This is a genomic window from Pseudomonas sp. PS01298 (assembly GCF_029959745.1).
Lineage (GTDB): Bacteria > Pseudomonadota > Gammaproteobacteria > Pseudomonadales > Pseudomonadaceae > Aquipseudomonas > Aquipseudomonas aylmerensis.
In genome coordinates, this window is sequence record NZ_JASCPP010000058.1 from 25,625 (window position 1) to 39,985 (window position 14,361).

The following is a 14,361-nucleotide window of genomic DNA, read 5'->3' on the forward strand; positions in this document are numbered from 1 at the left end:
ACTCCTTATTAAAGAGCAAATAATCCAGGGCCGGCTGCTAGTGAGATGTCGCAGGGCCATCATTGTTCAGAAGTTGTTGAAATTGATCCGAAGACACCGCGTGGGAGATCAGGAAACCCTGCACCTGGTTGCAGTCGATCTTGCGCAGTAACGCCAGTTGTTGGGGCGTCTCCACGCCTTCGGCGACCACGGTCAGGCCGAGTTTGCGGCCCAGCGCAATGATGCTCGCCAAGGCCTGGGCGATGCCTTCGTTGTCATGGCTGCCCTGGACCAGCGCCTGGTCGATCTTGAGTTCGGTAAACGGCGTGGACACCAGGTTGAGGTAGGAGCTGTAGCCCTTGCCGAAGTCATCCTGGGACAGGCCGAAGCCTTTGATGCGCAAGCGGCAGGCGCCGGCGTAGAAGTTGCTGATGTCCTGTGGCACCGAGCATTCCATCAACTCGAAGCAGATCATCCCCGGGATACCGTCGTGGTGCAGCACGAATTCCAGCAAACGGTCGGCCAGGTCGTGGCTGTTGAGCAGGTGGGTGGGCAGGTTGATCGACACCGGGATTTCATAGCCGCGCTGGCGCCACTGCTCCTGGGCGTAGATTGCCTGCTTGAGCACCAGCCACAACAGCCGTTCCTCCAGCTCGAAGGCCTTGATCGCCGGCAGGAACGCGGCGGGGAGCATCACGCCTTGCTCGGGGTGCATCCAGCGCACCAAGGCCTCGGCGGCGACGATACGCCCGTTGGCGAGGGATTTTTTCGGTTGGAACCAGGCCTGGAACTGGCCCGCGCTCATGGCCTGGACCAGCGTGTGGCGGTCGATGTCCAGGTGCTCGGGCAGTTCGGGGGAGGGCGTGCGTACCCGGTTGCGCAACTGGTCCACCAGGCTGCGCAAGGCGTCGGCGGCGACCGGTTTGGAGATCAGCCCGATTACCTCCACATCGAGGTTTTTCGCCACCAGGCTGGCCGCCATCAACATGCGCCGCGACGCCGCGCTCATGATCGCCAGCGCCGGCTTGCAGCGCAGACTGGCCAGGCACTGGATAAACTGCACGCCGTCCATGCCGGGCATCAGCAGGTCGGTGAGTACCAGGTCGAAATCGCGCTGGCGCAGCCGCTCCAGCGCTTCTTTGCCGTCCTCGGCGGTTTCGAGCCTGAAATCCCCCAACTCACTGAGCAGGTGCTGCAGGTAGATGTGCTGCAGGGGGTGGTCCTCGACTATCAAAATACTAAGGGGCTTCATGGGTGTTCCGTGCATAAGGCGCCAGGGAGTTGAATAGAGCCCGCAACGCAAAGGGTTTGACCAGGCAATGGTTCATGCCGGCGGCCAGGCACAGGTCGGCCTCGCCGCGCATGGCGTTGGCGGTGGCCCCGATGATCGGCAACGGGCAGCCCTGGCGGCGCAATTCGCGCGCCAGTTCATAACCGTTGATGTGGGGCATGTTCACGTCCGTCAACACCACATCGAAGTTGCCGGCGGTGTACAGCTGCAACGCTTCCTGGCCATCGGCCGCCAGCTCCACGGTGCAGCCGAGTTCTTCGAGTTGGTCGCGCAATATCAGCTGGTTGATGATGTTGTCCTCGGCCACCAGCAGATGCAGGTTGAGTTTGCTCAAGTCACGCTGGCGTATTTGCTCGTCGCTACGGGCCACCCACAGCCCTTGCGCCTGGCTGACGGCCTGGTGAATCGCCGCCAGGTGATTGAGGTTGACGTGCCACGCGCCGGCGTCGGCTTCCACGGCAGTGCAGGCGTTGCTGCTCACGTGGATCACCGGGCCCGGCCACTCGGGCGCCAGCGACGGGTCGATGCTGCCCGGATGCACTTGCAGCAGCAGATGACTGTCCGCCAGCGTCGGCAGGCCGGTCTGCGCCCGGGCGCCCCAGCGCCGCAGCCAGCCGCTGATGGAGTGCGCCAGTTCGGGGATCGGCGCGACCACGTAGATGGTCTCGGCCAGCAGCGGGGTCATCGGCGGGGTGGGCGCTTCTTCCAGCGGCAGGATCAGGCTGAAACTGCTGCCCAGGCCCATTTCGCTGACCATGCGGATATTGCCGTTCATCAACTCCGTGAGGCGCTGGCAGATGGGCAGCCCCAGGCCCGTGCCGGCGACGACGTTGGTATTGCCTTCGCTCTGGTAGAACGGTTCGAAAATCATCGCCTGGTCTTCCTGGGCAATGCCTTTGCCGGTGTCCGACACCTGCCACAGCAGACTCGAGCGCTCGCCGTCGCGCCCCAGCACCTTGACCCGCAACACCACGCGCCCGTAGTCGGTGAACTTCACCGCGTTGTTGAGCAGGTTGTTGAGAATCTGGCGGATGCGCGTCACGTCACCGATCAGCCGCTCCGGCAACTTCGGGTCGAAGCAGGCATACAGTTGCAGGCCCTTGCCCTGCGCGGCTGCGGCGTAGCCCTGGATGATTTCGTGCACCAGCTCCAGCGGCGAAAACTCACTCAACTCCAGGGCCAGTTGCCCGGCCTCGATCTTCGACACATCGAGCACGTCGCAGATCAACTGCAGCAAGGTCGAGGACGACCCTTCGATGGCGTGCAGGTAGTCCTTCTGCTGGGCGTCCAGTTGCGTGCGGGCCAGCAGTTCGAGGGTGCCGAGCACGCCATACAGCGGCGTGCGGATTTCATGGCTCATCGTCGCCAGGAACAGGGTCTTGGCCGCGTTGGCGGCATCGGCTGACTGGCGGGCTTCTTCCAGCGCCGCTTCGACCTGCTTGCGCGCACTGATATCGCTGAATGCACAAAACAACACGTCTTCGCCGCGATAACGGGTGGGGGCGCTGCTCAGGTACAGGTGGCGGCCGTCGATGGTTTCAAAGTAATCGCAGTGTTCGTGGGCGTCATCGGCAAACGCCTGCTCGATCCAGCCAGCGCGCAATGCCTCACGCTCCGGGCCATGGCCCAGCCATTGCTGGGCCAGGGTGTTTTCCAGCACCACCTGGCCGTCGGTGCGGCGCAGCACGCAGAGGGCGACGGGTGCGGTCTGGATCACATCGCGGCCGAACGCCTCGCTTTCGATCAGCGCCTGGATACGGTGGATCGAGGGGATGATGAAACGCTGGTCGACACGGCGCATCACCAGCCAGATCAGCGTCACGCTGAGCAGGCAGAACAGCAGCGAACCGAGCAGCTGCTTCCACAGCCCGGAGACCACGGCGTGCAGGTCGATGGAGTACATCAGTTGCCAGTCCGAAGACTTCAGGTGCTTGCGAATCACCAGGTGATCGGGCAGCCAGCCGTTGCCGACAAAGCCGAAAAAGCTGTCTTCCTGGGGCTTGAGGCGTTGCTGGCTCCACTGCGCATCGTCGCTGTTGGTGAACACCAGCATGCCCTGGGAATTGAGCATCATGAACTCGCCGGCGCTCTGGTCGCTGAGGGTCTGGGACACCTCGCGGCTTTCCATCTCCAGGCCCAGCCAGCCGGAGCGCGGGTCGCGCTCGTCCAGGCGGATGAAGAGGTAGAGGTGCGAGTGGTGCTCGGTCTTGTCGCTGAGCCACAGCTCTTTGAGCGTCGACGGGTCGCTGCGTTGCAGGGCCTTGAGGCGATTGAGCAGGCACTTGGAAATCGGCAGCACTTGCGCGGTCGAGTCGTACAGGCGCGTCACCTGCGGCTCGGGGCCGGTGTTCACATAGAGCAGGTTGACCTGCTTGGCCTTGAGGTAGTCGCGCATGCGCGCGGTCAGCCAGATGCTCCACTGGTTGCCCGGCGTGTCACCCAGTTGCAGGTGTTGTTCTTCTTCGGAGGAGGGATAGAGCCGCGCCTGCTTGCGCACTGCCGAGAGGCTGAGGCTTTCGAGCAAGGCCTCGCGGTTGGTGAAAAAAGTGTGAGCTTCGGCGATGGCGCTGCTCATGTAGCCGCGGCGTTGGGAGATGTCGTTGTTGAAGGTCGACAGCAGAAAGGTATACACCCCGCTGAAGATGCCGATAAGCAGCACGGTCGCAAAAATACGCAGCAGCCTTCTGGCTGCTTCGGGTCGGGAGAGGACGGGGTTGATCTGCAGCAGGTAACTTTTCAATCGCATCGGCGCACTGTAGAGACCCGCGTGCGCCAAGGGCATAAGACGATCCTTAAAATTCGCCTACTTGTAATACATGTCTACCACCACGGCGGCGTCGAAGGCGCCGGGGAGCGGCAGGGTGCGCCATTTCAGGTCGGCGCGAAATTCATCGTGGCTCTGGCCCAGCCCCATCAGTTCCTGCAGGGTGAACCACGCGTTGAACGGCAGTTGCTGCTGGCTCTCGGCGCGCGACAACGAAATGCCCACCGAATTGTTGTTGTCCGGCACCAGTAAGCCGTTGCTCACGCTGCCGCCGCCCGCCGTGGTCGCGAAGCGCGCACTGACGGTGTAGGGCGTGTCGCAGCCCTTGCGCAGGTTCAGGCTGAAGTTGGCGCTGCTGGCGACTTCGCCGATCGAGGCTTTGCGCGACGGTGTCGGGAAGTTGACCACGCTGGGAGTGATGGTCAGCTCGGGCGTGCAGGGCACGAAGCGGATGCCGTTCATGCCGGTGACCACATAGTTGAAGTTGCTGTTGGGCCGCGAGTTGAGACCGCGTACGCCGTCCAGCTGGAACACCCGGTAAGAGGTCAGGGTACTGGCCTGGCCACTCGGTGGGGTAGGGTCGTATTTTTCGATGAACACGCTGAAGTTGAGGGTGAAGCGCGCCTTGTCCCAGCCCACGCAGTTGGCCAGGTTGCAGCCACGGTCGGAATAGAACCCGGTGCCGACTTTGCCGCTGCTTTGGGTAATCGGCTGGTTGTTGTAACGGATGCCCACGCGGATACCGGTGCCGATGCTCACGTTGGCCGGGTTGACGTAGAAATACACTTCCTCGCGGCCATGGTTGTAGTCGTCCTTGCAGATCACATTGGTCGAGCGCGGGCCGGATTCCCAGATGATGCTGCCGTTGGGGGCATCGGCAGCCACCGCCAGCGCGGTGCCCAGCGCCTCCTCGGTGATGATCGAGTTGGTGCCGTCCTCGCGGCAGGCCAGCGCATGGCTGGTGGCGGGCAACACGGCGCAGGCCCACAGCAGCAGGGGCAGTAAACGTTTGGTCGGTGACATAGGTGCAAGTACCCCGCGATCGGTCATTTGAGCAGCGCGCTACGGCGCGCCTGCAGGCCGATATCGTTGATTTCGGTGAAGTGGAGGGTGGTGCCGGCGGCCAGCGGGCTCGGCGTGTCCAGGGTTTTGCGCTCGTAGGGCTTGAGCAACAGGTAGTCGCTGAGCGCCTGGCTATCGGTCTGCACGTCCACCAGCGACAGGTGAAATGCACTGGGATTGCTGACCGTCACGCTGCCCCCGTCGTTGCGGCTCCAGACCAACTGCTGCACCGCCTCGCTCGATCCCCCCTTGAGCGCGGGCGGGCGATACAACAGCTTGAGCCGCTGGCGGATTGCAAACTGCACGCTGTTGGAGTCCTGCGGCTTGAGCGGAATTTCCATGACGTTGAGCCAGAGCAGCGACTCGCGATCGGTCGGCAAGCCCTCGCCGGCATACAGGATGCGCAGCCGGTGGTGCTCGCCGGCGCCCAGTTGTACCAGCGGCTCGGTGGCGGCGAACGGCACGGTGCGCCCGCTTGCGTCGTCCTCGCCGGTGATCCAGGTCTGCACCACTACTTCACGCGGCGCCTGGTTGACCACGCCGAGGGTGGCTTCCCTGTCCTGGCCGAAATAGATCAGGCGCGTGCCCTCGATCTTCAACGCCGCATTGACGGGACGTGATGCGAGGGCCAGCAAGGCGCAGGCTAAAAACACCATTCTGAGTAGAAACATGAGCACGGCCGAATCCAGGGGTGCGTGAGGGACGCGGCCCATGGTAGGGGCAGGGCAGTGCGAGGGCTTTGAGGCGATTCTTAAAAATGCGTGGGGGTAGCGGCTTACCGTTTCAGAATCGCCTTAAAGTCAGGTTTGCTGGCTGACGGTTAACGTATTCAGCGTTGAATGATCGACGCGGATGCCCAACTGTCAGGTTTACCTATGTCCAATAAAGCGTTACGCCTTCTGATTGCCGATGCAGACCTGCTGCAACGGATCAAGATCGAGAAAATGCTCAACCAGCTGGGCTATTACCGCATCGCCCCGCTGAGCACGTTCGACGAGCTGCAGGCCTTGACGCGCTCGGGCACGGTGGCGTTCGACCTGTTGATCATCAACACCGCACTGGTGTGCGCGCGGCCATTCAACCTGCTGAAGTACTGCCATGACAACCCGCTGATCCGCCACGCGCTGATCTATGACGGGCAATGCGTGCAGGGGTCGGTGGTGTCGGTGTCGGTGAGCCAGACGTTGCATTTGTCGCTGTCGCAGTCGCCGGACTTCAACTCGTTGCGCCGCTGCATGGAAATTATCGACCCGCAGCATTGCGCGCCAGCCGTCGAGCGGCCGATGTTGCGCGCCGTCGACGGTCGGCTGCTGTCGCCTGCGATGGCCCCGCGCGCTCACTATCCGCAGGATTCGGCGGTGGTGGCGTGCGCGGTCGGGCTGTCGCCCAAGCGCTGATCAACCCGCCAGGCTCAGGCGGATCGGCACCGATTTGGCCGCCGGCACCTTGCTGCGTTCGGCATGGTGCCAGAGCGGCACCAGCGGGTTGCATTCAGGGTAATACGCCGCGGCGCAGCCTTCGGGAATGTCATAGGCGACGATCTCCAGCGGCCCCACCTGGCGCTTGACCTGCGGCTCTATGGCGGTGGTCAGCATCACGCCCTGGCCATTCTCGAAGCCCAGCCGCGCGATGTCGTTGCGGTGCATGAAAATCACCTCGCGCGTGCCGCTGATACCGCGAAAGCGATCCTCGTAGCCATAAATGGTGGTGTTGAATTGATCGTTGCTGCGCAGCGTCATCAACTGCAGCACATCGCGTGGCAGCACCGCGGGGTTGACGTCGTCGTCTTCGTTGAGGGTGCTGGGCAGCACAAATTGTGCCTTGCCGCTGTGGGTCAGCCACTCACGCCGGGCGACCGCGATGGGGCGGTGAAAACCACCCGGTTCGGCCATGCGGTTTTCCATGTCGTGGAAGATCTGCGGGTAGATTGCGCCAATGGCGGTGCGCACCTGCGAGTAGTCTGCGCTCCAGCCTTGCCAGTCAATCTTGCTGCCGGCCGGCAAGGTCGCCAGGGCCAGGCCGGCGACGATGCTGGCCTCGGCTCGCACCTGTGGGCCGACCGGTTCCGCGCTGCCGCGCCAGCCGTGGATGCAACCGGTGCTGTCCTCGGTGGCCCAGGTCTGGGCGACGCCGTTCTGCCGGTCGATCTCGATGCGCCCCAGGCACGGCAGCAGCCATTGGTGGGCTGCAGGCAACAAGTGCGTGCGGTTGAGCTTGGTCGCGATCTGCACGTTGAGTTGCAGCGTCTGCCAGGCCGGCTCCATGCGCGAGGTGTCCGGGATCGCGCGCAGGAAGTTGCCGCCCAGCCCGATAAAACCGCGCACGCGCCCGGCGAGGATGCCTTCGCAGGCGTCAACGGTGCACAGGCCCATCTGCTCGGGCACCTTGAAGCCGAAGTGCTGTTCGATCAATTCGACCGGGACTTTCTTCGGGTCTTCGGTAATGCCGACGGTGCGTTGGCCTTGCACGTTGGAGTGGCCACGCACCGGGCAAATCCCGGCGCCCGGCTTGCCGAAGTTGCCGCGCATCAGCAACAGGTTCACCAGCATCTGCACGTTCTGCACCCCGTGGCGATGCTGGGTGAGGCCCATGCCATAGATCATCATCACCCGCTCGCTGCGCGCATACACCTGCGCGGCCGCCTCCAGGGCGCTGCGGCTCAGGCCGGACTGGCGCTCGACAGTCTGCCATTGGCAAGCCCGTACCAGCGCCGCGAAGGCCTCAAAACCCTGGGTGTGCTGGGCAATAAAGGTGTGATCGAGCACCGCCGCGCGCCCCTCGCGCTGCGCCTGGTCGTCCATCTCCAGCAGCACCTTGGCCAGGCCGAGCAGGGCGGCGCTATCGCCGCCAATCGCTACCTGGTGGTATTGCGTGCTGATCACGGTGGATTCCGGCGTGAGCATTTCTATCGGCGACTGCGGATTGACGAAGCGCTCCAGCCCGCGCTCACGCAGCGGGTTGAAGGTGATGATCGGCACGTCGCGTTTGCGCGCATCCTGCAGTTGATGAAGCATGCGTGGGGCGTTGCTGCCGACGTTCTGGCCAAAGAAAAACAGGCAGTCGGTGTGTTCGAAATCGTCCAGGGTCACGCTGCCGACCGGTATGCCGATGCTTTCCTGTAGCCCCACCGAGGTGCTCTCGTGGCACATGTTCGAACTGTCGGGCAGGTTGTTGGTGCCGTAGGCCCGGGCGAACAGTTGGTACATGAACGAGGTTTCCAGCGACGCGCGCCCGGAGGCGTAGAACACCACGCTGTCGGGTTGCATCGTCTGCAATTGCGCGCCGATCTCGCGGTATGCCTGCTCCCAGGTGGTCTCCTGGTAGCGGTCGGTGGCCGGATCGTAGCGCAGCGGGTGGGTCAGCCGCCCGTGTTGCTCCAGGTCGTAATCCGACCATTGGCGCAGTTCGCTGAGGGTGTGCTCGGCGAAGAACGCCGGCGAGGTCTTCAGCGAGGTCAACTCCCAGGCCGTGGCCTTCGCGCCGTTCTCGCAAAACTCCAGTGCGTGCGGCTTGCCCGGCTTGGCCCAGGCACAGCTGACGCAGGCAAAGCCGTCCGGCTTGTTCTGTTTCATCAGCGCCCGCGAGCCCTTGGCGAAAGCCTGCTCGCGCCACAGGATTTTCATTACCGACTGCGCCGAGCCCCAGCCGCCGCTCGCATGGGTGTAGGGGTGAAAGTGGGCTTTTGGATAGATCAGCATGGCGGCACCCGGGTGCTATCAGGAGGGATAAGGCTGTGACGAATGCGCGCTGCAAAAGGTTCGAGCTGATCTCCGGACGGTAGGTGAACACCGCTCGTCCGACGTCATGCCGATTTGTTGAACATCCATTTGATTGCCCCGGACCTATGAATCACCACGCCTGGATTTTTTCCGGCGTGCCTGACTATTAGAAAAAAGCCTGCCGTGACCCCTATGCCGAGCGGAGAGATACCTGATGAACGACCTACCTGTAGTCAATCCAGTGCGTGCGCCGTTGCCCTTTGAAGCGTCCTTCGAACAGATCCCGGATGATGAAGCGCAGACCAGCGCGGAGCTGGCCGAAGCCCTTCACGGCATTATGCAGACCACGTTTCGTGACAGTGGGCACGCCACCCGCAGTGTCCACGCCAAGGCCCACGGTTTGTTGCGCGGGCACATCACGGTGCTGGATAACCTGCCGGCCGAACTGGCCCAGGGCGCCTTCGCCAAGCCGGTGACACTGCCGGTGTTCATGCGCTTTTCGACCAACCCTGGCGACATCCTCGATGACAAGGTGTCCACCCCGCGCGGGCTGGCGGTCAAGATCGTCGGCGTCGAGGGTGCGCGCCTGCCGGGCAGCGATGGCGAGGTGACGCAGGATTTCGTCATGCAAAACGCCAAGGCCTTCACCGCCGCGACGCCGAAGGATTTCCTCAAGACCCTGAAGTTATTGGCCAAGACTACCGACAAGGCCCCCGGCATGAAGAAAGCCTTGTCGGCAGTGCTGCGCGGCGTGGAGGCGACGCTGGAGTCGCTCGGTGGTGAAAGCGGTACCCTGAAGAGCCTGGGCGGCCACCCGCAGACGCATATCCTTGGCGAGAGTTTTTCCAGCGTCGTGCCGATGCTCTACGGGCCTTACTACGCCAAGGTCGCGGTGGTGCCGGTGTCGTCTAACCTGACGGCGCTGACCGACCTGCACGTGGATTTCGGCGGTAATCCCGATGGCCTGCGTGCAGCGGTCGAGGCCTACTTTGCCCAAAGCGGCGGCAGCTGGGAGGTGCGCGTCCAGCTGGCCACCGACCTGGAAAAAATGCCCATCGAGGACGCCTCGGTGCAGTGGCCTGAAGACCTCAGCCCGTATGTGACCGTGGCGCGCATCGACCTTGCACCGCAAGCGGCCTGGAGCCCGGAAAATGTGCAGCAGATCGACGATGGCATGGCCTTCAGCCCGTGGCACGGGCTGGCGGCGCATCGGCCCTTGGGCGGGGTGATGCGGGTGCGCAAGCCTGCTTATGAGATGTCGTCCGGGTTCCGGGCCGAGCACAACGGCTGCCCGATCCATGAGCCACGGCCGTCAGCTACGCCATAACGGCCGTCGTTGATCATCCAGCGTCCAATGCGGCTGGCGGGGTGAGAGACACACGCCGCCAACCCAGCGCACGTCGCTGGCATGGTCCAGCCAATAGGCATCGCCCTTCAGTACCGCGTGGCCCAACGCGGTGAGCGCCAACGGGCGGCGAGGCCATGGCTGGTCGGTGCCGGTCTCGATCAGCAACGGCTGCTCGGCGTCGATCAACGGGCGCAGCAGTGCGTGGAACATCATGTCGCCCAGGAACGGCAGCGGCTCACGCTTGGCCATCAACTCGGCAAACACCCGGCCGAAAGGCATCGGTCCAGCCTCGGCGATGTAGCTCAGCGATAACTGTTCGGTGAGTGACAGACCGTTGTGCTGGCTGGGCAACTCCTGCAACTGACGCAGTAGCGCCGGCGCGAGAAAGGGCAGGGAAGGGTGATTGCCGTGCGCCAGTTCGGCGAGGGTGACGGGCGAGTTGTCGCAGTACGCCGACCACACCTGTCTGGCTAATTGCACCGCGTCATCGTCGATCAGCCGGCGCTGCGGCCATAGCCACGCCAGGACGTCAGGCGCCAGTTGGCCGATGCCGATGAAGCGCTCGACGCCCGGAATGCGGCCCACCTCGATCAGCTCCAGCTTGCGCGGCGCGTGTTCCAGACTTGCCAGTGTGCGGACCAGGAACAGCTGGTCATAGGCGTCCGCCTCGCACCACAGCACGCTGTGATCGGCGCCGGCCAAGGCATTCAGCTGTTGGTATTCATCGTCCACGCGGCGCGCTGTTTCGACGTGGTCCAAGGCAAAGGCCTGGCTGATGAAGGCGCTGCGCAGCGCGCGGAATGTTTCATCCGGCACATCACGCACCGGGCCCATGCATAACGGGTCGGTGAGCATCCGGAACTGCCCCTTGAACCCGGCCAGTTGCAGGCTATGGGCGATGTCATTGCCACAGCGCCAATGGGTGGTACGCGCTTCATCGCTGGCGGTGAAGTCGGGGTGCTGCGCGGCGAAGTCGATGGCATCGATATGCGCCTTGAGCCTGGGCCAACTGCTGAAGCCCAGCTGTTTGGCAATCGTCCATTGGGCCTGAGACAAAGTCGCGTTCGGGTCTTGGGTTTTCAGGCGCGGCAACAGTTCCTTGGCGCGCTTGCGCTGCTGCTCAAGGTTGAGGCGGCCATCGGTGTTGAAGTGTTGGGACATACGATCTCCTTGCACAGACCTTTTCCGCTTTAAGGCTGGGGAGTCGTAGAAAAAAAGGAGGTTGCAGTGTCTTGGGCGCAGCCCTTTCCGCGGAAGGTGGCGTAGAGAGCGCCAGGCGGGAAATATAGGCAGCATCGCCGTTCACTGCAACCCTCAAGATGTGGGCGCGGGTATGCCCGCACCCACATTCAGGCCGGTTTACTTATCCTTGCGTGCGTCCATGGTCTTTTGATGCTCGGCCAGGAACGGCTGTTCTGCCGGGTCAAAACGGTCGATGCCCGCAGTAAACCGGTGCCAGTACGGGTACAACGGCTGGCGACGGGTCACGGCCTCGATGCGCGAGGATTGCTCCTCAGTGAGCTTCAGTTCGGTTGCCGCAAGATTGTCGCGCAGGTGTTCTTCGGTACGTGCGCCGACGATCAACGAGGTGATCCCTGGGCGATCCTTGAGCCAGGCCAGGCATGTGCGGGCCACCGAGACGCCATGCTCGTCGCCGACGGCAGCAAGGGTTTCGATGATATCCAGCGCGCGCTCCTGGTCATGCACGTAGGGTTCCGGCCAGCCGCTGCCTTGGCGGGTATTGGCCGGTGGCTGGTGTCCGCGCCGGGTCGAGCCGGTCAGCAAACCTTCGCCCATCGGGCCCCACACCAGGGTGCCGATGGACTGGTCCAGCGCCAGTGGCAGCAACTCATACTCGGCCTCGCGCGATTCCGGGGTGTAGTAGATCTGCTGGGTGATGGGCTTGAGCATGCCGTGCAATTCGGCTTTGCCCAGGGTTTTCATCATTTGCCAGGCGGTGAAGTTGCTGGTGCCGAAGTAGCGGATCTTGCCCGATCCCACCAGCAGCCGCAGGGCTTCGAGGGTTTCCTCGATGGGCGTCATGCCGTCCCAGTTGTGCAGTTGGTAGAGGTCGATATGGTCGGTGCCCAGGCGCTTCAGGCTGGCTTCGCACGCGCGAATCAGGTGGTAGCGCGACGAACCGGAGTTGTTCGGGTTCTTGTCCACCGGGCTGCGGCCTTTGGTCGCCAGCAGGATGTCGTTGCGCTTGTCGCCCAACGCCTTGCCGACCACTTCTTCGGCCAGGCCGTGGGAGTAGAGGTCGGCGGTATCGACCATATTCACCCCGGCGTCGAACGCGATGTCGAACATGCGCTTGGCCTGGGGCACGTCCACCGAGCCGCATTTTTCGAACTCGGCACGACCGCCAAACGGCACGGTGCCCAGGATGATTTCGGATACCAGCAGGCCGGAATGGCCCAGTTGTCGGTACTGCATGTCGCCTCCTGTTTACGTTGCACGTGAAGGTGTGAACGACGTGGCTGGCGATAGTTTGAATTTTTTCATGAAATCTTCCTGCGTGTGCCGCACCATTGCGTCTGGCAGGATTTACGAGGAACCCCGCGTCCATGAGCGCATTGATACAAACCCGCGCCCTCACGCGCGTGGATGAACGCCGCCAGGTGGCCTTGCTGCAACCCACGGATTTCACCTTGCACGCCGGCGACCGCGTGTCGATCACCGGTTCGTCCGGCTCCGGCAAAAGTGTATTCCTGCGCGCCCTGGCGTTGCTGGATACGCCGACCTCGGGGCAGATCCTGTGGAACGGCCAGCCGATCGCCAATGCGCAGATTCCCCACTACCGCAGCCACATCAGCTACCTGTCGCAACGCCCGGCGCTGCTCGAAGGCACGGTGGAAGACAACCTGCGTTTCCCGTTCAGCCTCAAGACCCTGCGCAAGCGCCACTTTGACCGCGCGTCAGTCATCACGCTGCTGGAGCATGCGGGCAAGGCGCCGGACTTCCTGGCCAAGCACGCGCTGGACTTGTCCGGCGGTGAATCCCAGGTGGTGTCGCTGATCCGCACCCTGCAACTCGACCCCGAAGTGCTGTTGCTGGACGAACCCACCGCCGCCCTCGACCCGGCATCTTCGCGTGACGTCGAAGCGCTTATCGACGCCTGGTTCGCCGCGGACAACGCGCGCGCCTATGTCTGGGTGTCCCACGATCTCGACCAGGCCCGGCGCATGAGTGACATCCACTTGCAGATGAGCGCAGGCGTGCTGGATGGAGCGGCCCAGCCATGAATTATCAGAACCTCACGGCCCTGGACATGGGCATCGCCGCCTCGCTGATCCTGATCAATGGCGCGCTGTCAGTGCTGTTGCGCCTGGGCCTGGGCCGACAGTTGCTGTGGGCGGCGGTACGCACCGTGGTGCAACTGTTGGCGATCGGTTACCTGCTGGGATGGGTGTTCGAGTTTGCCTACTGGTACGTGGTGCTGCCGTTGATGTGCGCGATGACCTTGATTGCCGGCCTCTCGGCCGCCGGCCGTGGACGCCGCACGTATCGCGGGCAGCGCGTCGACAGCATCCTGTCGGTGTGGGGCAGTTCCTGGCTGGTGACGGCGGTGGGGCTGTTCGCGGTGATTCGCATCCATCCCTGGTACGAGCCGCAGTACGCGATTCCGATCCTGGGAATGATCCTCGGCAACACCCTGACCGGCGTGTCCCTGGGCATCGAGCGCATGACCCAGGAACTGACCTCGGGCCGCAACACCATCGAGATGATCCTCGCCCTCGGCGGCTCGCGTTGGGAAGCCGCGCAGGAAGCGATCCGCCAGGCAGTGCGCGCCGGCATGATCCCGACGCTGAACCAGATGACCGTGGTCGGCATCGTCAGCCTGCCTGGCATGATGACCGGCCAGGTGCTGGCGGGGGAAAGCCCGGTGGATGCGGTGCGGTATCAGATCGTGATCATGTTCCTGATCGCCGCATCGTCGGCGCTGGGCACGGTGGGTGCTGTGCTGCTCACCTACCGACGGTTGTTCTCCACCAGCCACCGGTTTTTGCGTGATCGGTTGCAAGAGCGCTGAGTGCGGGCTGGTTGTTGTGGGCACGCTTGTTGTGGCGAGCGGGCCTGTTGTGGTGAGCGGGCTTGCCCCGCGTTGGGTGGCGAAGCCGCCCTAAAACCATCCACCGCATTGTGTCTGACGGAATGCGGCGGTCTTATTGGGACCGCTTCGCGCTCCAACGCGGGG

11 protein-coding genes are annotated in these 14,361 nt (G+C 63.4%); 4 read left to right on the forward strand and 7 right to left on the reverse strand.

Going from position 1 to position 14,361, the window contains the following annotated elements; translation table 11 throughout:
* Positions 1–37 precede the first annotated feature (37 nt).
* From QMX97_RS19640 to QMX97_RS19655, 4 genes are read right to left on the reverse strand one after another with little or no spacing between them, the layout of a single operon-like run.
* Positions 38–1,231: an EAL domain-containing protein gene (locus QMX97_RS19640; RefSeq protein WP_065904201.1), complete on the reverse strand. Its 1,194-nt coding sequence runs from the start codon at positions 1,229–1,231 to the stop codon at positions 38–40.
* Positions 1,218–4,016 carry an ATP-binding protein gene (locus tag QMX97_RS19645; protein WP_106805626.1) on the reverse strand — a complete coding sequence of 933 codons (2,799 nt, stop codon included), beginning with the start codon at positions 4,014–4,016 and terminating at the stop codon, positions 1,218–1,220. Before QMX97_RS19645 ends, QMX97_RS19640 begins: the two co-directional genes overlap by 14 nt.
* Positions 4,017–4,073: 57 nt before the next feature.
* On the reverse strand, positions 4,074–5,057 hold the full coding sequence (locus QMX97_RS19650; RefSeq protein ID WP_120449113.1) for a fimbrial protein: 984 nt from the start codon (positions 5,055–5,057) through the stop codon (positions 4,074–4,076).
* Positions 5,058–5,080: 23 nt separating this feature from the next.
* The gene (locus QMX97_RS19655) at positions 5,081–5,767 is read right to left on the reverse strand and encodes a molecular chaperone (RefSeq protein ID WP_240435242.1); all 687 of its coding nucleotides are present in this window, start codon (positions 5,765–5,767) and stop codon (positions 5,081–5,083) included.
* 204 nt (positions 5,768–5,971) lie between these two features.
* Between QMX97_RS19655 and QMX97_RS19660 the strand changes: the two genes are divergently transcribed.
* A complete protein-coding gene (locus QMX97_RS19660; protein WP_262134116.1) occupies positions 5,972–6,493 on the forward strand; it encodes a chemotaxis protein CheY in 522 nt (173 codons plus the stop codon).
* Here QMX97_RS19660 and QMX97_RS19665 read toward each other — a convergent pair whose 3' ends face one another.
* Positions 6,494–8,794 (reverse strand): FdhF/YdeP family oxidoreductase, encoded by a 2,301-nt coding sequence (locus tag QMX97_RS19665; protein WP_282397434.1) that lies wholly within the window; start codon positions 8,792–8,794, stop codon positions 6,494–6,496.
* Between the two features lie 235 nt (positions 8,795–9,029).
* On the opposite strand from QMX97_RS19665, the gene QMX97_RS19670 reads away from it, so the two are divergent.
* Positions 9,030–10,142 (forward strand): catalase family protein, encoded by a 1,113-nt coding sequence (locus QMX97_RS19670; RefSeq protein WP_282397435.1) that lies wholly within the window; start codon positions 9,030–9,032, stop codon positions 10,140–10,142.
* On the opposite strand, the gene QMX97_RS19675 is transcribed toward QMX97_RS19670, so the two are convergent.
* Entirely contained in the window at positions 10,128–11,324 is a 1,197-nt protein-coding gene (locus QMX97_RS19675; RefSeq protein ID WP_282397436.1) for a DUF1835 domain-containing protein, read from the reverse strand. The two genes, QMX97_RS19670 and QMX97_RS19675, sit on opposite strands and share 15 nt — an antisense overlap.
* Positions 11,325–11,522: 198 nt before the next feature.
* Positions 11,523–12,599 (reverse strand): aldo/keto reductase, encoded by a 1,077-nt coding sequence (locus tag QMX97_RS19680; RefSeq protein ID WP_106803277.1) that lies wholly within the window; start codon positions 12,597–12,599, stop codon positions 11,523–11,525.
* Positions 12,600–12,730: 131 nt separating this feature from the next.
* Between QMX97_RS19680 and QMX97_RS19685 the strand changes: the two genes are divergently transcribed.
* Both QMX97_RS19685 and fetB read left to right on the forward strand, forming a co-directional pair.
* Positions 12,731–13,408, forward strand: a complete 678-nt coding sequence (locus tag QMX97_RS19685) for an ATP-binding cassette domain-containing protein (RefSeq protein WP_065904175.1) — start codon at positions 12,731–12,733, stop codon at positions 13,406–13,408.
* Positions 13,405–14,196 carry an iron export ABC transporter permease subunit FetB gene (fetB, locus tag QMX97_RS19690; RefSeq protein WP_106803279.1) on the forward strand — a complete coding sequence of 264 codons (792 nt, stop codon included), beginning with the start codon at positions 13,405–13,407 and terminating at the stop codon, positions 14,194–14,196. The genes QMX97_RS19685 and fetB overlap by 4 nt, the downstream gene beginning before the upstream one ends.
* Positions 14,197–14,361 lie beyond the last annotated feature (165 nt).